The sequence below is a fragment of the Bradyrhizobium sp. LLZ17 genome (assembly GCF_041200145.1).
In the GTDB taxonomy this organism is placed as follows: Bacteria; Pseudomonadota; Alphaproteobacteria; order Rhizobiales; family Xanthobacteraceae; genus Bradyrhizobium.
In genome coordinates, this window is the sequence record NZ_CP165734.1 from 5,396,746 (window position 1) to 5,415,936 (window position 19,191).

The window sequence follows — 19,191 nt, forward strand, 5'->3', positions numbered from 1 at the left end:
ACCTATCTCCTCATCGTCGTCCTGGCGAAAGCCAGGACCCATAGCCACCGTCGGATGTGGTTACGGGGAATGGGAGTTGCTTACGTCACGCGACAACATCTCCCTGGGGTAATGGGTCCTGGCTTTCGCCAGGACGACACTGAGTTTTTGCCGCGTGTTGCGCCTCCTCACTGGCTCGCCCACACGATCCTCGCGATCCACGCCACCTCGCTCGCCGCGACACTCCGCTCGGCCGGCGTCGCACCGAGCGGCTGCAGCTCCAGCGCCTTCGCCGTGCGGCGCTTCAGCGTCGCGACCACCACCTCGCCCGCCCGCATCTTCGCCACCACGCGGTCGCCCTTGCGGATCGGTGCGCCGGGCGAGACCAGGACGACATCGCCGTTGCGATAGGCGGGTTGAAGCGCATCACCTGAGATCTCCAGCGCAAACAAATGGCTGTCCTCGGCGCTGGGAAGCGCGATCTCGCTCCAGCCCTTGCCGGATGGAAAGCCGGATTCGTCGAAGGCGCCGCTGGCGCCGGCCTGTGCGAGGCTGAGCAGCGGCACGCAGCGGCCGTCGCCGGCGCCATCACCGATCAGCCTCACGAAGCTCTCCATGGAGCAATCGGCAGCCGCCAGCGCCTTCGCGATCGATTCGGTCGAGGGCCAGCGCTCGCGGCCGTCGGGGGTGATCCGCTTGGACTTGTTGAACGTGGTGGGATCGAGCCCGGCGCGCTTGGCAAGGCCGGACGGCGACAGCCCGGCGTGCGCCGCCAGCCGATCCAGCGCGCCCCAGATCTGGTCGTGGGTCAGCATCCTCTGCGCTTTGGCCTGCCTGACCATGGATGGTCCAGCCCGTCGCAACTCAGGAAAACTATCCTCAAATCAACCGGTTTTCCGTTTTTCGCGCAAGAGGCGAGGCCAAGTCTTGAGTTCGCGAGATGCGGCCTTTACGGTCGCGCCCGGGATTTGAAGACCCGTCAGAGACGAAAAACCCCAGACGACTCAACGAACTGACTCGACGGGCAAACAGGACTCCGCAACCGGTGGTCAAGATCTACAAAATCTGTCCGGCTTCGGCCTGGCGCGAAGCGGAGCGGCAGGGCGTGTATCGCGGCAGCGCCGACGACGCGCGCGACGGCTTCATCCATTTCTCGACCGCCTCCCAGGTTCCAGAGACCCTGCGCAAGCATTTCTTCGGGCAGCGCGCGCTGTTCCTGGTCGAGGTCGATGGCGATGCGCTCGGCGGCGAATTGCGCTGGGAGCGCTCGCGCAATGACGAGCTGTTCCCGCATCTCTATGGCGAGCTCGATCTCGGTGCGGTGATCTCTGTGATCAATCTCAACATGCGCTCCGACGGCAGCCACGACGTTCCGGAGCTTCTGCCGTGATCCGCGCGTTTGACGCCTTCTCGCTGCCGGTGCTGCGCTGGCTCGATCCGGAGGATGCGCATCGCCTGGCGATCCAGGGCCTGCGCTTCCTGCCGCCGGGCAAGCCGCGGCCGGACGATCCCAGCTCGCGGTGCGCGCGTTCGGGCTCAATTTTCCCAATCCGGTCGGCATGGCCGCGGGCTTCGACAAGAGCGCGGAAGTGCCCGACGCGCTGCTCCGGCTCGGCTTCGGCTTCGTCGAGATCGGCTCGGTCACGCCGAAACCGCAAGCCGGCAATCCGCGGCCGCGATTGTTTCGTCTCGAGCGCGACGAGGCCGTCGTCAACCGCATGGGGTTCAACAATGCCGGAGCGGAGGTCGCGTTGCGCAGGCTCGCCGCGCGCGCGCAGAATGGCGGCCTGGTCGGCGTCAACGTCGGCGCCAACAAGGATTCTGCCCGACCGCGTCGGCGATTACGTCAAGCTGATTGAGACCTTTGCGCCGGTCGCGAGCTATTTCACCGTCAACGTTTCCTCGCCGAACACGCCCGGCTTGCGCAATCTGCAGGAAGGCGCGCTGCTCGACGATCTCCTCGGCAAAGTGATCGATGCGCGCGAGCGGGTCCGGCAGAAGGCCGGCGACACGCCGGTGCTGCTCAAGATCGCGCCGGACCTCAGCCTGGCCCAGCTCGACGACGTCGTGCAGGTCGCCCGTTCGCGCCGTGTCGACGGCATGATCGTGTCGAACACGACGATCGCGCGGCCGGGCACGCTGCGCGAGCAGATGCGCGCCAAGGAGCAGGGCGGCCTGTCCGGCCGGCCGCTGTTCCGCCTGTCGACCCGCATGGTCGCCGAGACCTATGTGCGCGTCGAGGGCGCATTCCCGTTGATCGGCGTCGGCGGCGTCGATTCCGGAGGCGCAGCGCTGACGAAAATCCGCGCCGGCGCGAGCCTGATCCAGCTTTATTCCTCGCTGGTCTACAAGGGCCTCGGCCTCGTCGACGAGATCAAGCGCGATTTGAGCTCGACCCTGCTGCGCACCGGCCGGGATTCCCTGTCCGAGATCGTCGGCGCCGACGCGGCGACGCTGACGGCGGAAGACTGGCCCGGGATGTAGCGCGGTCTCGTAGCCCGGATGGAGCGCAGCGCAATCCGGGAGTTGATGCGCGCACGCGACGGCCCCGGATTGCGCTGCGCTCCATCCGGACTACGGCTCTTCTACGATTTCGAAAACGTCGCCCGAAACAGCGCCGGATAGCGTGCGCCCTGCAAGCCGCCGCGCGCGACGTAGAACGCGATCAGCGCCCACCACAGTCCGGCATTGCCGAACGATTGCAGCGCCCACCACGCCGCCAGGAAAATCGCGAGCGAAGCCAGCATCAGATTGCGCATCTCGCGCGCCCAGGTCGCGCCGACATAGATGCCGTCGAAGCCGAAGGCGAATACGCCGGGCACCGGCGCGAGCACGATGAACACCAGGAAGTCGCGCGCGCTGTGGCGGACGTCCTCGCTCGCGGTCATGAAGTTGATCAGGTTCTGCCCGAACAGCGCGAACAGCACCGCGACCACGATCGCGAAGCCGAGGCCCCAGAGCAGCACAAGCCGGGTCGAGTCCGCAAATCCCTTGGAGTCGCGCGCGCCAAAGCTGCGGCCGCAGAGTTGCTGCGCCGCGTTGGCAAGACCGTCAAGGAAGAAGGCGCTGACCAGCAGGAAATTGTTGAGCACGGAGTTGGCGGCGAGCGTCACGTCGCCGGCGCGCGCGCCCTTGGCCGTGAAGAACAGGAACACGACGATCAGGGCCGCGGTGCGGATCATGATGTCGGAGTTCACCGCCAGCAGCCGCATCAGCTTTGCCCGGTCGAACAATGTCGCACGCGGCACGGCAAAGCCGCTCCGGGCATAGCGACGGCAGACGATCATGCCGAGCACGAAGCCGGTCGTCTCCGACAGCAGCGCGGCGATTGCCGCACCGGCGATGCCGAAATCATAGACCAGCACCAGCAGGATCGTCGCCATCATGTTGATGAGGTTGACGAGGATCTGAAGCAGCAGCGCCGGATTGGCGCGGGCCTGTCCCACCAGCCAGCCAAGAATGACATAGTTGGCGAAGGCGAACGGCGACGACCAGATCCGGACCATGACGTAGGTTTTGGCCGCGCGCGTCACGCCTTCGCTGCCGCCCATCAGGTCGAACAATGCGGCGGTCAGCGGCAATTGCAGCGCGATCAGCGCGGCGCCGATCACACCTGCGACGATGAAGCCGCGCATCAGAATCGCGGTCAGCTCGCCTGTTTCGCCGGCGCCGAGCGCCTGCGCAGTGAAGGCGAGCGTGCTCATCCGCAGAAAACCGAACAGCCAGAACAGGCAGTCGAAGATCACCGAGGCCATCGCGACGCCGCCGAGCAGAGCGGCATCGTCGAGCCGGCCGATCGCGGTGGTCGAGACCACGCCGATCAGCGGCGTGGTCAGGTTCGCGACCATCGCGGGACCGGCGATGGCGAACACCTGGCGGGAGCCGACTTTGGGATGAACGGGCGCGTGCATCGCTTGCGTCTACCCGACCCACCGCCCGATTGCACCATCATGGCCGACATGGCGCGATTGCATCGCCACGCGCTCTTAAGCTACCTGCCGCGCGGTGTGCCGAAAACGCGCATCAACAGCCAGATCGGGATCACGATCACTGCGCCGAGCAGGAAGTAGCGCCACAGCCAGTTTACGGTGTCGAAGCCGAGATCCCACAGGCGCTGAAACAACAGGCGGATGCTGTAGATGATATTCCAGGGATCGATCCGATCGCGGCCAGCACGACGCCGACCAGGATCGAGAGCAGGATCAGTCGAAATGCGACCGCCAGCGGCGAGCCGCCGAGAAACCGGTTCAGGCCGTCACTGCGGCCAGCCGGCAAATCTCTGACGTCGTGGGCCATCGCAAAAAACTCCTCGTTGGATTCGACCCCATTATAGGGCACGGCGACGCACATGGGGAACCCGCAACGGTGCGTCAATCGGCTTACGGGATTTTAATTCGGTGGGGCACGCCGCGGGCTCGCTAACCTTCCCCGCAAGCGGGCAGGGCTGAGCGCATATGCTGTTGGCCGGCCTGAGCGCGCGCCTCGTCCTTCGAGACGACCGCTTCGCGGTCTCCTCAGGATGAGGCTAAGCGGCATCGGCGGCGGAAACTGCTACCGCGCACTCCGCCCTCATCCTGAGGAGCGCGCTCTTGCGCGCGTCTCGAAGGATCGGCCGCAGGGAGCTCGCGCTCAAATGCGATCGTTCTGCGCAAGCGGGCGAGGGGCGCACCTTCGCTCTCGGGACAACAGCCCTCCCGCGGGGCGCTTCACGCCTCGACCTCCGCTGCCTCCGCCTTCAACATCCTTTCCAGCGTTTCCAGCCTATCCGCCTCTCGCGGCGGCTTGTCCCAGCGCAGGCGGCTGATACGGGGAAAGCGCATCGCGACGCCGGATTTGTGCCGCGGCGAGCGCTGAAGCCCCTCGAAGGCGACTTCCAGCACCAGGCCCTTGTCCGCCTCGTGCACGACATGGCGGACGGGGCCGAATTTTTCGGTGGTGTTGCGGCGGACGAAACGGTCGATCTGGAGCAGTTCCTCGTCGGTGAAGCCGAAATAGGCCTTTCCCACCGGCACCAGTTCGTCGCCGTTCTCGCTATGGGTCCAGACGCCGAACGTGTAATCGGAATAAAACGACGAGCGCTTGCCGTGGCCGCGCTGCGCATACATCAGCACGGCATCGATGATATGCGGATCGCGCTTCCACTTCCACCATTGGCCTTTCGGCCGTCCGGGCAGGTAGGGCGCGTCGCGCCGTTTCAGCATCACGCCTTCGACGGCCTCTGCATCCTCGCCGGCGCCCGCGCTTGCGGGATCGGCGCGTGCCGCGGTCAATGCCTCCCAGCTTGCAAATGGCACGGTCGGCGACAGATCGATGCGGGGATCGTCGAGCTTGCCGACGAAACTTTCCAACCGTTCGCGCCGATCGGCGAACGGCAATTCGCGCAGATCGTTCTCATCGTCGCCGAGCAGATCATAGGCGCGCAGATGGATCGGGAATTCCTTGATCAGCTTCGGCGACACGATCTTGCGGTTGAGGCGCTGTTGCAGAACGTTGAAACTCTGCACGCGACCTTCGCGCAGGATCAGCAGCTCGCCGTCGATCGCGCCGGGCAGGCGCAGCGACGACACCAGATCCGGAAAGCTTCCCGTGATGTCCTCCCCGGTGCGCGAATAGAGCCGGGCGGTGATGTGGCCGCGCGCATCGCGGCCGGCCACCGCCTGCACGCGGACGCCGTCCCATTTCCATTCGGCGATGTAGTCGGTGGGGTCGAGGTTCTGGAAGTCGGTCTCCTCGATCGCATGCGCCAGCATGACGGGGCGGAACGGCGCCGGATCGCGATTGACGGGCTTCTCGTCCCGGCCTTCCAGCCAGGCGAACAGGTCGAGATAGGGCGGGCTAAGCCCCGGCCAGATCAGCTCGATCTCATGCGGGTCCTTGTCGCCAAGCGCCGCGGCTGCGGTTTTTGCCAGACGCGCGGACACACCGATGCGAAGCGCGCCCGTGACCAGCTTCAGCAGTGCCCAGCGGCCGGTTTCATCGAGCTCGTCGAGCCAGCGTTCGAGTTGCTTCGGCATCTCGGTCTTGCCGAGCGTGCGCAGCGTGGTGACGACCTCGGTGAGGGTTGGAGGTGGTGGGTTGTTATGGGCGGCCATCGCGGTTTTCGGCCACATCAGCGCCACCGTCTCAGAGAGATCGCCGACATAGTCCCAGGATAGCCCGAACAGCACCGGATCAGTCCGCGACGAGATCAGGTCGCGGATCAGCGCGGGCTTGGCGTGCTTGAAGCTGAGCGCCCCTGTCAGCGCCGCCAGCGCATAGCCTCGATCGGGATCGCCGACCTCGCGAAAATAGCTGGTGATCAGCCGCAACTTGTTGTTGCGGCCGGGCTCGTAGGCGAGGCGGTCGAGCAGTTCGGCGAAGCGATTCATGCCTCGGCCTCGCCGGCGAGTGGCTCGTTCTCCTCCTCGCCATAGCCGACCAGATCGAGCGGCCGCGCGCGAAGTCCCTTGCTTTGGCACCAATGCACCAGCGCGTCTTCCTGGCCGTGGGTGACCCAGATCTCGCCGGCCCCGGTCGCAGCGATCGTGGCGGTGAGGCCGTCCCAATCGGCATGATCGGAAATCACCAGCGGCAGCTCGATGCCGCGCTGCCGCGCGCGGGCGCGCACGCGCATCCAGCCAGAGGCGAACGCGGTAACGGGATCGGGAAAGCGCCGGGTCCAGAGATCTGCCGTCGCCGACGGCGGCGCCAGCGTGATGGTGCCGGCGAGCGCGGCCTTCTTCACGCCCGCCACAGCTCGCAGCTCGCCGAGCGCGATCCCGCGGCTCTGATAGTAATGCGTGATCTTCTCCATCGCGCCATGCAGATAGATCGGCGCGTCGTAGCCGGCCTGCCGCAGCAGCGCGATCACGCGCTGGGCCTTGCCGAGCGAATAGGCGCCGACGAGATGCGCGCGTTCGGGAAACAACGCCACCGAGGCGAGCAGCTTCTTCACCTCGTCGGCGGCATCGCCATGGCGAAACACCGGCAGTCCGAACGTGGCCTCGGTGATGAAGACGTCGCAGGGCACGAGCTCGAACGGCGCGCAGGTCGGATCGGGCGCGTCCTTGTAGTCGCCGGAGGCGACGATGCAGGTGTCCTTGCAGGTCACCGCGATCTGCGCCGAGCCCAGCACGTGGCCTGCGGGGCGAAATTTCACGCTGACATCGCCTAGCCGGATCTCCTCGCCATAGCGAACGGCTTGGGTCGATCCCGCAAAGTGGTCGCCATAGCGCAGCCGCATCATGTCCAGCGTTTCCTGCGTTGCCAGCACCGCGCCATGGCCGGCGCGGGCGTGGTCGGAATGGCCGTGGGTGATCACGGCCCGCTCCACGGGGCGGACAGGGTCGATGTGGAAGCCGCCGGGCTTGCAGCACAGGCCGGCAGTAACTGGCAGCAGGATGTCTTGCGGACGCATGCCTGTTATATAGGTTGCACCCACGCGCGTTCGAGTCACCCGCCGCTCTGCTCCCTGGTTCCCAATGCCGCTCCGCCTGTTCCAGTCTTCCGGCGATCTCATGGCCGACCGCCGCTTCGAGTTCGCGCGCGACCTCCAGCTCAAGGGCGATCTGCCCGCCGCCGCCGACCTGCTCGAGCAGGCGCTCGAGCTTGCGCCGAACTTCACGTCGGCCTGGTTCACGCTCGGCGAAATCCGCAGCCTGCTCGGCGAACGCGACAAAGCCATCGCGGCCTTTCGAAAATCGCGCGAGTCCGATCCCGACGACCAGCATGGCGCCCATTTGCATCTGATACGCCTCGGCGACGCGCAACTCTCCGAAATGCCCAAGGCCTATGTGCAGGCGTTGTTCGACCAATATGCGCCGCGGTTCGAGCATGTCCTGATCAACGATCTCGGCTACCGCGCGCCGTCGCTGATCTTCAAGGCGGTGTTGGCTGCGCGCGGCGCCGCGAACAAGCCCGCTCTGTTCAAGCGCGCCATCGATCTTGGCTGCGGCACCGGGCTTGCGGCGGCCGCCTTCGCCAAGCAAGTCGATCATTTCACCGGCATCGATCTGTCGCCGGGGATGATCAAGGAGGCGCGTGCGACGGAGCTCTATGCCGAGCTCGAGGTCGCCGACATGATCGAAGGCCTGCGCGGCAAGGCTGACGCGAGTGCGAACCTCGTCGTCGCGGCGGATGCGTTCGTCTACCTCTCCGATCTCGCGCCGGTGCTGGGCGAAGCCAGACGCGTGCTGGCATCCGGCGGCGTGCTCGCCTTCACGCTGGAGACGCATGGCGGCAGCGGCATCGTTCTCGGTGAGGGCCTGCGCTATGCCCATGCAGCGGAATATGTGCGCGGCGCGATCGCCCGGGCCGGGCTCAAGCTCCTGACACTTGAAGCGGCCTCGCCGCGCATCGAGAACAACGAGCCGGTGCGCGGCCTGGTCATCGTGGCCGAGAAAACTTGAGTCCAGGCGCTACGGCTTTACCAATTTAGCGTCATTGCGTCGCAAAGCGACGACTTCCCACTTGCGAGCCGTGCGGCGATACCAGCACAATGCGCGCACCAGGGAGAGAAACAACATGACCAAGAATCCATCGCGGCGCGACGTCAGCGCTGCCGCGCTCGCCGCCATCGCCGCATCCGTCCTGCCCGCCCCTTACGTCTGGGCCGCCGAGAAGAAATACGGTCCGGGCGCCAGCGACACCGAGATCAAGATCGGGCAGACCGTGCCGCATTCCGGTCCCGGCTCGCTCTATGGCGTGCTCGGCCGTGTCGGCGAAGCCTATTTCCAGATGCTGAACGAGAAGGGTGGCATCAACGGCCGCAAGGTCAAATTCCTCACCATGGATGACGCCTATAGCGCGCCGAAATGCGTCGAGGCGACGCGGCGCCTGGTCGAGCAGGAGGAGGTGCTGGCGCTCTACGGTTCGCTCGGCACCGCGCCGCAGACCGCCGTGCACAAATACCTCAACTCCAAGGGCGTGCCGCAGCTCCTGCTCAACACCGGCGCATCCAAGTGGAATAATCCCAAGGAGTTCAAGTGGACCATGGCGGGCCTGCCGCTCTATCCGACGGAGGCGCGCATCCTGGGGCGGCACGTCGTCAATGTGAAGCCGAATGCGAAGGTCGGCATCCTCTACCAGAACGACGATTTCGGCCGCGACTTCTTGGGTCCGTTCAAGAAGGTGCTGGCCGATGCCGGCGGCACCGCGCAGGTGATCATGGAGCAGACCTATGACCTGACCGATCCGACCGTGGATTCCCAGCTCATCAATCTCTCGAAATCGGGCGCCGACGTCTTCTACAACATCTCGACCGGCAAGGCATCGTCGCAGTCGATCCGCAAGGTGGCCGAGCTCGGCTGGAAGCCGCTGCAATTGCTCTCGGCCGGCTCGACCGGAAAGTCCATCCTCAATGCCGCCGGCTTCGAAAATGCCAAGGACATCGTTGCGATCAGCTATTCGAAGGATGCGGGGCCCGGCCGTTGGGAAAAGGATCCCGGCCCGATGGCGTTCGAGGAGCTGCGCAAGAATTATTTGCCGAACGTCGCTCCCGACAACACCATCGCCTATGCCGGCTACGGCCAGGCCGTCACCATGGGCGAGATCCTGCGCCGCTGCGGCGACGAGCTCACGCGCGAAAACGTGCTCAAGCAGGCCTCGACCCTCGACGGTTTTCACTCGCCCTTCTTCCTCGACGGCGTCAGCTACAGCTACACGCCCGACGACTACACGCCGATGAAGACGCTGTTCATCCAGGCCTTCAACGGCAAGGACTGGGACGTTTCCGACAGGCCCGTGACGGAGTAGACGCCAGCCGCAAGCTGCCGTGCGTCGCGCATCAGTGAAGTGTGCGCGACAGCTCGGCAAGTCTGTCGGCGAGCCATTTCCGCTCCGCCGGCGGCGGCTCGAGCGCAAGGACGACTTGATAGGCGGCGCGCGCCTCCGCGGTGCGTCCGAGGCGGCGAGCAGGTCGGCGCGGACCGCATGGTAAGGCCCGAACTGCTGCAAGCCTCTCGCATCGAGGGTATCGAGTTCGGCCAGCGCCGCATCTGCGCCGTCGAGCTCGGCAACCGCAACGATCCGGTTCAGACGCACGATCGGATCGTCGCGGACGGCGAGAAGCAGGTCATAGATCTGCTTGATGCGGTCCCGTGGTGCCGGCTCGCTGCGATTGCTGCGCGCCCACCAACAGGCCTGCAGTCTCGCCTGAAGCGTTCGCGGCGCGTTCGGAGACAGCCGGATGGCCACGGCCAGCAAGGCATCCGCCTTGTCCACGAGGTCACGGCGCCAAAGCGCCGGATCCTGCGAGGACATCCTCATGGGCTTTGGAATAGGCGACCTCGACGGTCGACATGACCGCCTCGAGACGCTCGTCCCAATGTTCCGGCGCCGGCAATTCGAACGGGCACGGCCGCATCGGCGATCTTGCGCTTGGCCCGGACCAGCCGCTGCGCCAGCGCCGTCTCCTCGATCAGAAAGGCGCGCGCGATTTCGTTCGTGGTCAGGCCGCAGACCAGACGCAGCGTCAGCGCCGCGCGCGAATCCGGCGCGACCGCCGGATGGCAGCAGATGAAGATCAGGCGCAGTCTTTCGTCCGGTATGAGATCAGCAGTGCATATTTCATGTCTGGTTCCTCTCGTCTCGAAATTTAGGTCAATGGGCCGCAATGTGCGACTCCGCAGGGGAGACGCCCGCCGGCAGGCCGAATCGATACCGGGCAAAACTTTTTTTCCGAGCCGTCAGGGGCGCCAATCGAGCTGGCCTCTACGGAATGGCTGCCGCGCCATACGGCATCTTCTGCGGTCTCGGCGACGCATGGCGTGGTGCAGGCAAGCCATGCCCGAATAACATAGTAACACAACAGAGCTTTGCCTCGCCGACGCCTGCTCATGGCCCGATCCCGTCTTGCGTAGCGAACCGCCACGGCCCGCTTGCGTGAAAGACGTCCGGGCAGCGCCGCTTTCGACAGGTCCCGCCAAAATTTCTTTCCGCGGCGGGCAACGCCTCCGTCCCCCTCGACGAAGCCACTCCCGCGGCTTACCTGTGATGCCGTGCCGCCCCGCATCCTCAAAATCCCGGCCGAGAGGCCAGCGCTGCTGCCCGAGCGCTTCCAGCAATGGTTCGCGGCCCGCGGCTGGGCGCCGCGCGCGCATCAATTGGCGCTGCTGGAAAAGGCGCGCGACGACGCTAGCGCGCTGCTGATCGCACCGACCGGGGCCGGCAAGACGCTGGCGGGATTTCTGCCGACGCTGGTGGAGCTGAGCGCTGCGCCTGTCCCTTCCGCGAAATCCGTAGTCTCCACCGGCCGAAGCCTGCAGCGCAGCGGCGGCCTGCACACGCTCTACATCTCGCCGCTGAAAGCGCTGGCCGTCGACATCGCGCGGAATCTGGAGCGGCCGGTCGCCGAGATGGGGCTGCCGATCAAGATCGAGACCCGCACCGGTGATACGCCGGTGTCGCGGCGGCAGCGGCAGCGGCGCTACCCGCCGGACATTCTGCTGACGACACCGGAGCAGCTTGCGCTGTTGCTCTCCTCGGACGACGCGCCGTTCCTGTTCGCCTCCTTGAAACGCATCGTGCTCGACGAGCTGCATGCGCTGGTCACCTCCAAACGCGGCGATCTGTTGTCGCTCGGGCTGGCGCGGCTGTGGCGGCTGGCACCGCAGCTGCGCGCGATCGGCCTGTCGGCGACGGTGGCCGAGCCCGAATCGCTGGCGCGCTTCCTGGTGCCGCAGCCAAAGGACAGGCCCGAGTCGGCCGACATCGTCATTGCCGGCGGCGCGGCGCCGCCGCTGGTCGAGATGCTCGACACGCGCGAGCGGCTGCCCTGGGCCGGGCACAGCGCGCGCCATGCGCTTCCCGAGATCTATGAGCTGATCAAGGCGAACAAGACCACGCTGGTGTTCGTCAACACCCGCAGCCAGGCCGAGATGCTGTTCCAGAGTCTCTGGCGCATGAACGACGACAACCTTGCCATCGCTTTGCATCACGGCTCGCTCGATGTCGCCCAGCGCCGCAAGGTCGAGGACGCGATGTCGGCAGGAAAGCTGCGCGGCGTGGTCTGCACCTCCTCGCTCGACCTCGGCGTCGACTGGGGCGACGTCGATCTCGTCGTCAATATCGGCGCGCCGAAGGGATCGTCGCGGCTGATGCAGCGGATCGGCCGCGCCAATCACCGTCTCGACGAAGCCTCGCGCGCGGTGCTGGTGCCCGCCAACCGCTTTGAAGTGCTGGAATGCCGCGTGGCGATCGATGCTATCGCCGAGAACGCGCAGGACACGCCGCCGCTGCGGATTGGTGCACTGGACGTGCTGGCCCAGCACGTGCTCGGCTGCGCCTGCGGCGAACCGTTTCTCTCTGACGAGCTCTATGACGAGGTCCGCACCGCCGCGCCCTACGCCGAACTCACGCGGCAGGATTTCGACGACGTCGTCGATTTCGTCGCCACCGGCGGCTATGCGCTCAAGACCTATGAGCGCTTCGCCCGTATCAAGCAGGACAAGGAGGGGCGCTGGCGCGTCGCCAATCCAAAAGTGCGGCAGAGCTATCGCATGAATGTCGGCACCATCGTCGAGGATGACATGCTGAAGGTGCGCCTGGTGCGCTCGCGCGGCGGCGGCCCGGGAAAAGCCACCGGCTCGACCGGCGTGATCGCGCGCGGCGGCCGATTGCTAGGCGAGATCGAGGAAGCGTTCATCGAGGGCCTCAGCCCTGGCGACACTTTCGTGTTCTCGGGCGAAGTCGTGCGCTACGAAACCCTGGTCGAGGATCAGGTCTACGTCTCCCGCGCCAATGACAAGGACCCGAAGGTGCCGTCCTATATGGGCGGCAAGTTTCCGCTCTCGACCTATCTCGCCGAACGCGTGCGCCGCCTGCTCGATGATGGTCGCGCGTGGAATGGCTTGCCGGAGCAGGTGCGCGACTGGCTGTCGCAGCAAAAGGACGTGTCGCGCGTCCCCGCGGTGCGCGAGCTCCTGGTCGAGAGCTTTCCGCGTGCCAACAAGCACTACATCGTGTTCTACCCGTTCGAAGGACGCCTCGCGCACCAAACGCTCGGCATGCTCCTGACGCGCCGGCTGGAGCGCGCCCGCGCCCGTCCGCTCGGCTTCGTCGCCAACGAATATGCGGTGGCGATCTGGGCGCTGGGCGACATGTCGTCGATGATCCGCAACGGCAGGATCGACCTCAACGCGCTGTTTGATCCAGATATGCTCGGCGACGACCTCGAAGCCTGGCTCGCCGAATCCGCATTGATGAAGCGCACCTTCCGCAACTGCGCAATCATCTCCGGGCTGATCGCGCGCCGTCACACCGGCGAGGAGAAAAGCCGCCGCCAGGTGCTGTTCTCGACCGATCTCGTCTACGACGTCCTGCGCAAGCACCAGGCCGATCACATGCTGCTGCGCGCCGCCCGCGCCGATGCCGCCACCGGCCTGCTCGATTTGCGCCGCCTCGGCGACATGCTCACCCGCATCCAGGGCCGCATCACCCACCGGGAACTCGACCACGTCTCCCCGCTCGCCGTCCCCGTGATGCTGGAAATCGGCCGCGAGTCAGTTTATGGCGAAGCTGGAGACGAGCTGCTGGCCGAAGCCGCCGACGAGCTCGTCAAAGAGGCGATGGGATAAGAGCAGGTTTGGACGCGCTGGTTTCAGGGGATGTCGAGGACATGCGCGTTTCGAAGGTCACCATTTCCGGCATGACGTTCCACGCCGATCTGTCCGGCGCACTGTTCTGGGAAGAGCAGCGCCTGCTTGTCGTCTCCGACCTGCATCTGGAAAAAGGCTCCAGCTACGCCACGCGCGGCGTGCTGCTGCCGCCCTATGACACGATCGCGACGCTCAGCCGGCTCGCTGCTGTCATCTCCCGCCATGATCCACGCGTCGTCATCGCGCTCGGCGACAGTTTTCACGATCGCACCGCGCATGGACGCCTGTCGGGGGATGATCGCGATGGCCTCAGTGCGCTCCAGTCAGGGCGCGACTGGATCTGGATCTCCGGCAATCACGATCCGGCCCTGCCGCGCGATCTCGGCGGCACCGTCGCGGACGAAGTCGCGATCGGCCCGGTCACCTTCCGCCACGAGCCGACCGGCGCGCAGGGCGAGATCGCCGGCCATCTGCATCCCAAGGCCCGCGTCTCCGCGCGCGGCCGTTCGATGGAGCGCCGTTGCTTTGCCTCGGACGGGGTGCGCGCGGTGATGCCCGCCTTCGGCGCCTATGCCGGCGGCCTCAGCATCCGCGACGCGGCCTTCGCAAAAATCTTTCCGCAGACCAGCTTCACCGCGCATCTCCTCGGCGACCGCCGCGTCCACGCCATCGCCGCGTCGCGGTGTTGTTGAAGGCGGGTTTCGTAGTTTCGCAAGGTGGGCAAAGCGACTTGTCCGCCGTAGCTCGAAGAGCGAAGGGGGAAACGTGCCCACCATCTGCCACATCCGCTGAAGGATGGTGGGCCCGGCGCTTTGCGCCTTTGCCCACCCTGCGCATCTCGCAAGATCACGCCGCCTTGGCCTGCACATCATCGCAGAACTCCGCGAGCCGATCCGCGAGCCGCAGCGTTGCGGGGCTGGCGCCGGGGGCGGCCATCAGCGCCACCTCGGTCCGGTTGATCGGCGCAAAGCCGTCCTTCGCGGTCAGCACGCGATGATCGGATTGAATCGACATCTCCGACAGAATGCTCAGCCCCATGCCGGCGGCGACGGCTGCCTGGATGCCGGCGAGGCTCGATGAGGTGTAGGACATGTGCCAGACGCGTCCCGCGCTTTCCAGCGCGTGGATGGCGCCGGCGCGGTAGAGGCAGCCGAGTGGAAAGCCGATCAGCGGCACGGAGGCGACATCCGCGTGGATCGGATGGCTCTTGCTGGTGACCCAGTGCACCCGCTCCGGCCACACCGCGATGCCGCCCTTCTCCCCGGCTTCGCGCTTGAACAAGGCAAGGTCGAGCTCACCGCGTTCGAGGTCGCGGGCGAGATTCTTGCTCTGGTCGGCGCGCACATCGAGCCGCAGGCCTGGATGCGAGCGCGCGAAGGTCCCCAGCAGCTTTGCCAGTTGATAGGCCGCAAAATCCTCGGGGATGCCAAGCCGGATCGCGCCTTCGCTGTCGGGCTCGCGCAGCACGTCGCGCGCCTCTTCGGCCAGCGTGAGCAGCCGGCGCGCATACGACAGTAGCCGTTCGCCGGCTTCGGTCGGACGCACATCCTTGCCGTCCCGATGCAGCAGCATCTGGCCGACATCCTCCTCCAACCGCTTGATCTGCTGGCTCACCGTCGATTGCGTGCGGTGGACGCGCTCGCCGGCTCGGGTGAAGCCGCCGGCCTCGACCACCGAGACGAAGCTGCGCAGGAGCTCGAGATCGAGCATGGGTGCCTCATTCGAAAATCCACTGATCTCAAGTTAATCATTTAATTTCCAAATGACAAGCGGCGCCCCTAGATCGAGGGCTCAGGAGAATGCCCCGATGTCGCTTGCCCCCTCGATTGCCGTTCCCCGCAGCCGCTTCAACACCCTGCCGCTCGCGATCGGCCTGTTCTGTCTGCTCTGGAGCTATGCCTTCGTCGCCGGCAAGATCGGCGTCACCCATTGCCCGCCTCTGATCCTGCTCGCCGCCCGCTTCGCGCTGGCCGGCATCCTCATCATCGGTGCCACGCTGATCCGCGGCGACGGCTGGTCACTGTCGTGGCGCGACGTCGTGATTTTTGCCGTGCTCGGCATCGCCAATAACGCGCTCTATCTCGGGCTTGGCTACACCGGCCTGCAATCGGTCTCCGCCGGCCTCGGCGGGTTGATCGTGTCCGCCAATCCGGTGTTCACGGCAGGCCTGGCCGCGCTTTTCCTTGGCGAGGGCATGACCTGGCGCAAGGCCGGCGGCCTCCTGCTCGGCATCATCGGCGTGACGGCGATCGTCTGGCACCGCCTCTCGGTCGGCACCGACTCACTTCACGGCATTGTCTTCACGCTGGCGTCGCTGGCCTCGCTGGTCGCCGGCACCATCCTGTTCAAGCTGCTGGCGCCGAAGGGCAGCCTGTGGATCGGCAACGGCGTGCAGAACCTCGCCGCGGGAATCGTGCTGACGCCGGTCGCGCTGACCTTCGCCGATATCCATGCGATCGATGCCACCCCGGGCCTGATCGGCGCGTTCGGCTTCCTCGTGCTCGGCGGCTCGATCCTCGGCTACTGGCTCTGGTTTCATCTCCTGAAAGTGTGTGGCGCGACGGCCGCCAGTGCCTATCATTTCCTGATGCCGCCGCTCGGAATGCTGTTCGCCTTCATCGTGCTCGGGGAGCATGTCGAGGCCCGCGACCTCCTGGGCATCGTGCCGGTCGCGCTCGGCATTTATCTGGTGACGCGTCCGGCCAAATCGTAGCGATCCGGTTTCGAGAAGAGGAGTTGCCCATGCCCATTTCCATCACCCTGATCGGCGGCCCGACCGCGCTGATCGAGATCGACGGCTTTCGCCTGCTCACCGATCCGACCTTCGATTCCCCGGGCGCCTATCAGCTGCCGCACGTCAAGCTGGAGAAGACGATCGGACCCGCTGTGAGGCCCGATGCGATCGGCCCGGTCGATGCGGTTCTGCTCAGCCACGACCAGCATTCGGACAATCTCGACAATTCCGGTCGCGAGTTCCTCAAACATGCGAAGCGCGTGCTGACGACGGAAGCCGGCGCCAAGCGCCTCGGCGGCCATGTCGAAAGCCTCGCGCCCTGGGGCACGACGCATATCGGGGATCGCGACGGTAATTCGCTGACGATCACTGCGACGCCGGCGCGCCACGGCCCGGCCGGCATCGAGCCGCTGTCCGGCGATGTCATCGGTTTCGTGGTGTCGTCGAGCCGCAAGGACACGCGCCCGATCTATATCAGCGGCGACACGACCTGGTTCGACGGCGTCGCCGAAGTCGCGCGCCGCTTCAAATGCGGCGTGGTGATGCCGTTCGCGGGCGCCGCGCAAACGCGCGGCCCGTTCCATCTCACCATGGACACCAACGACACCATTGAGACCGCGCGTGCCTTCCCGGATGCGATGATCGTGCCGGTGCACACCGAGGGCTGGGCGCATTTCCGCCAGAACAGCGAGGATCTCCGCAAGAGCTTCGACGTGCTGGGCTTCGGGCCGCGGCTGCGCCTGCTGGAGCCGGGCGTACCGACGGTGGTGGAGGCGCCGTAGCCCCAACTGTCATGCCCCGGCTTGACCGGGGCATCCAGTACGCCGCGGCGGTCGTTGTGAGAGCGAGCTACCCAACGCAGGCCTCTGGAATACTGGGTCGCCCGGTCAAGCCGGGCGACGACGAGAGGAGAGAGCGTAGCCCCTCAATCCTTCCTGAACACAATCGCCGCCATCCACCCCGTCATCAGCGCCATCGCCGCCGTGACCAGGCCGTAGATCAGTCCGTTCTGCCGTGCCCTTGTCGCGACGAACTGCTCGAAGCCGACCTTGACGATCTCGAACGCCGTCTCCGTCTTGGTGACGAACGCGCCGTTGGCGAACAGCTTGATCTCGACCTCATAGGTGCCGATCGGCACCTCTGCCGGCAGCGGAATGCCGGTGCGGAACAATGTCGGAGTCAAGAACGTCACCGCGCTCGCATCCTCGCGATAGAGTCCGCGCGCCGTGCGCAGCCGGATGAAGGCGGAGCGGAACGCATCGTTCGGCACCACGTCGGCAAAATCGCCGCTGACGCGCTGGGTCAGCAGCACGTTGTCGAGGCCGATCTGCTGCCGCCGCGCGATCTCGGGCGAGGTGATGTGGTCGAACGGGCGGTTGGCGAACAGCGCGAGATAGCTCGGCACCTGCAGGAACTGGCGGTAATCGGTGTTGATCCAGATGCCGAAAGTGCGCTCCTTGCGCCGCGTCACCATGTCGGCGCGCGGGCCCATCACGGTGACCACGAGATCATAAGCCGTGCGCTCGGCGGGTGTGGTCGCGTCCTTCTCCACCGAGCCGAACAGCACCAGTTCCTCGCCGGAATAGTTCGGCGTCACCGTCACGCGGTGGTTGGAGACGGACACGATCAGCCGCTCCGCCCGCGCGGCACCGCTGAGCAACAGGACGACGACAGCCGCAACAAGCCCGCGCCTCATCCGCTCGCTCCTATCTCGCGGATGGTGAAGAGATCCTCGGGCCGTATCACCAGTTCGACCGCGAAGCGGATGCCGACCGACAAGATCAGCAGCCCCAGCAGCAGCCGCAACTGCTCGCCGCGGATCTTCTGGCCCGCGCGTGCGCCGAACTGCGCGCCGGTGACGCCGCCGACCATCAGGATCAGCGCCAGAACCGCATCGACCAGATGGTTGGTCACGGCATGCAGCAAGGTTGCGAACAACATGGTGACCAGCGTCAGCATCATCGAGGTCCCGATCACCGTCGCGGTCGGGACTCTAAGCAGATAGATCATGACCGGCACCAGGATGAAGCCGCCGCCGATGCCCATGATGGCGCCGACGAAGCCGATCACGAGCCCGACGACCACGACGGGAATGACCGAGAGATAGATCTTCGAGCGCTTGAACCGCATTTTCAGCGGCAGCCCGTGGATCCAGTTGTGCATGCGCCGCGGCGGAACGGCGCCGCGCCGGGTTCGCATCAGCGCGCGCAGGCCTTCGGAGAACATCAGGCTGCCGACGGTGCCGAGCAGCACGACGTAGGAGAGCGCGATCATCAAATCGAGCTGTCCAAGCGCGCGAAGCTGCGTAAAGGTCCACACTCCGAGCGCGGTGCCGGTCACGCCACCGCACAACAGCACGCTCGCCAGCGCCGGATCGATCGCGCGCCGCCGCCAATAGGTGAGGGCGCCGGAGAAGGAGGACGCCGCGATGTGACTTGCGACGGAGGCGACCGCGACCGCCGGCGTGATGCCGATGAAGATCAACAGCGGCGTCATCAGGAAGCCGCCGCCGATCCCGAACATGCCGGACACGAAGCCGACCGCGGCGCCCATCGCCAGCACGAGAAACACGTTGACCGGCAGATCGGCGATCGGAAGATAAAGCTGCATGGGACCGACGCTCCGGCGAGACGATCGATTTCGCGGAATGCTCGCAGGCAGCGCAGAACGATTGCCGCGCCCTTCAATAGCCGAATTCACTGGTGGGTGGATCAGGAATTTTGGGCGTGGTGAATGGGCTAAGAGGATCAGATGGCTGCTTCATTGCGCGATCTTGCCGCCTTCTCCGCTGTCATGCCCCGGCTTGACCGGGGCATCCAGTACGCCGCCCCCGTTGTTGTGAGAGCGAACTCTTCAACGCCGGCCTCTGGAATACTGGGTCGCCCGGTCAAGCCGGGCGACGAC

15 protein-coding genes and 2 pseudogenes are annotated in these 19,191 nt (G+C 65.9%); 8 read left to right on the top strand and 9 right to left on the bottom strand.

The features are described 5' to 3' along the window. Positions 1 to 167: 167 nt before the first annotated feature. Entirely contained in the window at positions 168 to 821 is a 654-nt protein-coding gene (locus tag AB8Z38_RS25930) for a helix-turn-helix transcriptional regulator (protein ID WP_369720580.1), read from the bottom strand. Between the two features lie 203 nt (positions 822 to 1,024). Between AB8Z38_RS25930 and AB8Z38_RS25935 the strand changes: the two genes are divergently transcribed. Both AB8Z38_RS25935 and AB8Z38_RS25940 read left to right on the top strand, forming a co-directional pair. Next, a complete protein-coding gene (locus AB8Z38_RS25935; RefSeq protein WP_369720582.1) occupies positions 1,025 to 1,369 on the top strand; it encodes a DUF952 domain-containing protein in 345 nt (114 codons plus the stop codon). After that, positions 1,366 to 2,463 (top strand): annotated as a pseudogene (locus AB8Z38_RS25940) (quinone-dependent dihydroorotate dehydrogenase). Before AB8Z38_RS25935 ends, AB8Z38_RS25940 begins: the two are co-directional and overlap by 4 nt. A 101-nt stretch (positions 2,464 to 2,564) precedes the next feature. Here AB8Z38_RS25940 and AB8Z38_RS25945 read toward each other — a convergent pair. The 4 genes and pseudogenes from AB8Z38_RS25945 to AB8Z38_RS25960 form a co-directional block, all read right to left on the bottom strand. Next, positions 2,565 to 3,890, bottom strand: a complete 1,326-nt coding sequence (locus tag AB8Z38_RS25945) for an MATE family efflux transporter (RefSeq protein WP_369720583.1) — start codon at positions 3,888 to 3,890, stop codon at positions 2,565 to 2,567. Positions 3,891 to 3,970: 80 nt separating this feature from the next. Beyond that, positions 3,971 to 4,275 (bottom strand): annotated as a pseudogene (locus tag AB8Z38_RS25950) (DUF6460 domain-containing protein). 410 nt (positions 4,276 to 4,685) lie between these two features. Beyond that, positions 4,686 to 6,347: an ATP-dependent DNA ligase gene (locus AB8Z38_RS25955; RefSeq protein WP_369720584.1), complete on the bottom strand. Its 1,662-nt coding sequence runs from the start codon at positions 6,345 to 6,347 to the stop codon at positions 4,686 to 4,688. Continuing rightward, positions 6,344 to 7,375 carry a ligase-associated DNA damage response exonuclease gene (locus AB8Z38_RS25960; RefSeq protein ID WP_369720585.1) on the bottom strand — a complete coding sequence of 344 codons (1,032 nt, stop codon included), beginning with the start codon at positions 7,373 to 7,375 and terminating at the stop codon, positions 6,344 to 6,346. Before AB8Z38_RS25960 ends, AB8Z38_RS25955 begins: the two co-directional genes overlap by 4 nt. A gap of 64 nt (positions 7,376 to 7,439) precedes the next feature. Between AB8Z38_RS25960 and AB8Z38_RS25965 the strand changes: the two genes are divergently transcribed. Beyond that, positions 7,440 to 8,366 carry a methyltransferase domain-containing protein gene (locus AB8Z38_RS25965; protein ID WP_369720586.1) on the top strand — a complete coding sequence of 309 codons (927 nt, stop codon included), beginning with the start codon at positions 7,440 to 7,442 and terminating at the stop codon, positions 8,364 to 8,366. A gap of 115 nt (positions 8,367 to 8,481) precedes the next feature. Continuing rightward, complete coding sequence (locus AB8Z38_RS25970; protein WP_369720587.1) at positions 8,482 to 9,711, top strand: ABC transporter substrate-binding protein; 1,230 nt, start codon at positions 8,482 to 8,484, stop codon at positions 9,709 to 9,711. Between the two features lie 509 nt (positions 9,712 to 10,220). Here the strand turns inward: AB8Z38_RS25970 and AB8Z38_RS25975 are convergent. Beyond that, positions 10,221 to 10,625 carry a sigma factor-like helix-turn-helix DNA-binding protein gene (locus tag AB8Z38_RS25975; RefSeq protein ID WP_369720588.1) on the bottom strand — a complete coding sequence of 135 codons (405 nt, stop codon included), beginning with the start codon at positions 10,623 to 10,625 and terminating at the stop codon, positions 10,221 to 10,223. A gap of 330 nt (positions 10,626 to 10,955) precedes the next feature. Between AB8Z38_RS25975 and AB8Z38_RS25980 the strand changes: the two genes are divergently transcribed. Together AB8Z38_RS25980 and pdeM are read left to right on the top strand one after the other, a co-directional pair. Continuing rightward, a complete protein-coding gene (locus AB8Z38_RS25980; RefSeq protein WP_369720589.1) occupies positions 10,956 to 13,532 on the top strand; it encodes a ligase-associated DNA damage response DEXH box helicase in 2,577 nt (858 codons plus the stop codon). A gap of 41 nt (positions 13,533 to 13,573) precedes the next feature. Then, complete coding sequence (gene pdeM, locus AB8Z38_RS25985; protein ID WP_369720590.1) at positions 13,574 to 14,245, top strand: ligase-associated DNA damage response endonuclease PdeM; 672 nt, start codon at positions 13,574 to 13,576, stop codon at positions 14,243 to 14,245. Positions 14,246 to 14,399: 154 nt separating this feature from the next. Here pdeM and AB8Z38_RS25990 read toward each other — a convergent pair whose 3' ends face one another. Further along, positions 14,400 to 15,263, bottom strand: coding sequence for a LysR family transcriptional regulator (locus tag AB8Z38_RS25990; protein ID WP_369720591.1), 864 nt, complete (start codon positions 15,261 to 15,263; stop codon positions 14,400 to 14,402). A gap of 97 nt (positions 15,264 to 15,360) precedes the next feature. On the opposite strand from AB8Z38_RS25990, the gene AB8Z38_RS25995 reads away from it, so the two are divergent. Both AB8Z38_RS25995 and AB8Z38_RS26000 read left to right on the top strand, forming a co-directional pair. After that, a complete protein-coding gene (locus tag AB8Z38_RS25995; RefSeq protein WP_369720592.1) occupies positions 15,361 to 16,266 on the top strand; it encodes a DMT family transporter in 906 nt (301 codons plus the stop codon). Positions 16,267 to 16,295: 29 nt separating this feature from the next. After that, positions 16,296 to 17,069 (top strand): MBL fold metallo-hydrolase, encoded by a 774-nt coding sequence (locus tag AB8Z38_RS26000; protein WP_369720593.1) that lies wholly within the window; start codon positions 16,296 to 16,298, stop codon positions 17,067 to 17,069. Between the two features lie 143 nt (positions 17,070 to 17,212). Here AB8Z38_RS26000 and AB8Z38_RS26005 read toward each other — a convergent pair whose 3' ends face one another. Further along, a complete protein-coding gene (locus AB8Z38_RS26005; protein WP_369720594.1) occupies positions 17,213 to 17,983 on the bottom strand; it encodes a TIGR02186 family protein in 771 nt (256 codons plus the stop codon). Then, positions 17,980 to 18,897 carry a sulfite exporter TauE/SafE family protein gene (locus AB8Z38_RS26010; RefSeq protein ID WP_369720595.1) on the bottom strand — a complete coding sequence of 306 codons (918 nt, stop codon included), beginning with the start codon at positions 18,895 to 18,897 and terminating at the stop codon, positions 17,980 to 17,982. Before AB8Z38_RS26010 ends, AB8Z38_RS26005 begins: the two co-directional genes overlap by 4 nt. Positions 18,898 to 19,191: the final 294 nt, after the last annotated feature.

Bases quoted from the DNA above. Each gene is read 5' to 3' on its own strand.
- AB8Z38_RS25945 (WP_369720583.1), bottom strand. From the start codon at position 3,890: ATGCACGCGCCCGTTCATCCCAAAGTCGGCTCCCGCCAGGTGTTCGCC.
- AB8Z38_RS25930 (WP_369720580.1), bottom strand. From the start codon at position 821: ATGGTCAGGCAGGCCAAAGCGCAGAGGATGCTGACCCACGACCAGATC.
- pdeM (WP_369720590.1), top strand. From the start codon at position 13,574: ATGCGCGTTTCGAAGGTCACCATTTCCGGCATGACGTTCCACGCCGAT.
- AB8Z38_RS25990 (WP_369720591.1), bottom strand. From the start codon at position 15,263: ATGCTCGATCTCGAGCTCCTGCGCAGCTTCGTCTCGGTGGTCGAGGCC.
- AB8Z38_RS25995 (WP_369720592.1), top strand. From the start codon at position 15,361: ATGTCGCTTGCCCCCTCGATTGCCGTTCCCCGCAGCCGCTTCAACACC.
- AB8Z38_RS26000 (WP_369720593.1), top strand. From the start codon at position 16,296: ATGCCCATTTCCATCACCCTGATCGGCGGCCCGACCGCGCTGATCGAG.
- AB8Z38_RS25955 (WP_369720584.1), bottom strand. From the start codon at position 6,347: ATGAATCGCTTCGCCGAACTGCTCGACCGCCTCGCCTACGAGCCCGGC.
- AB8Z38_RS26010 (WP_369720595.1), bottom strand. From the start codon at position 18,897: ATGCAGCTTTATCTTCCGATCGCCGATCTGCCGGTCAACGTGTTTCTC.
- AB8Z38_RS26005 (WP_369720594.1), bottom strand. From the start codon at position 17,983: ATGAGGCGCGGGCTTGTTGCGGCTGTCGTCGTCCTGTTGCTCAGCGGT.
- AB8Z38_RS25965 (WP_369720586.1), top strand. From the start codon at position 7,440: ATGCCGCTCCGCCTGTTCCAGTCTTCCGGCGATCTCATGGCCGACCGC.
- AB8Z38_RS25960 (WP_369720585.1), bottom strand. From the start codon at position 7,375: ATGCGTCCGCAAGACATCCTGCTGCCAGTTACTGCCGGCCTGTGCTGC.
- AB8Z38_RS25970 (WP_369720587.1), top strand. From the start codon at position 8,482: ATGACCAAGAATCCATCGCGGCGCGACGTCAGCGCTGCCGCGCTCGCC.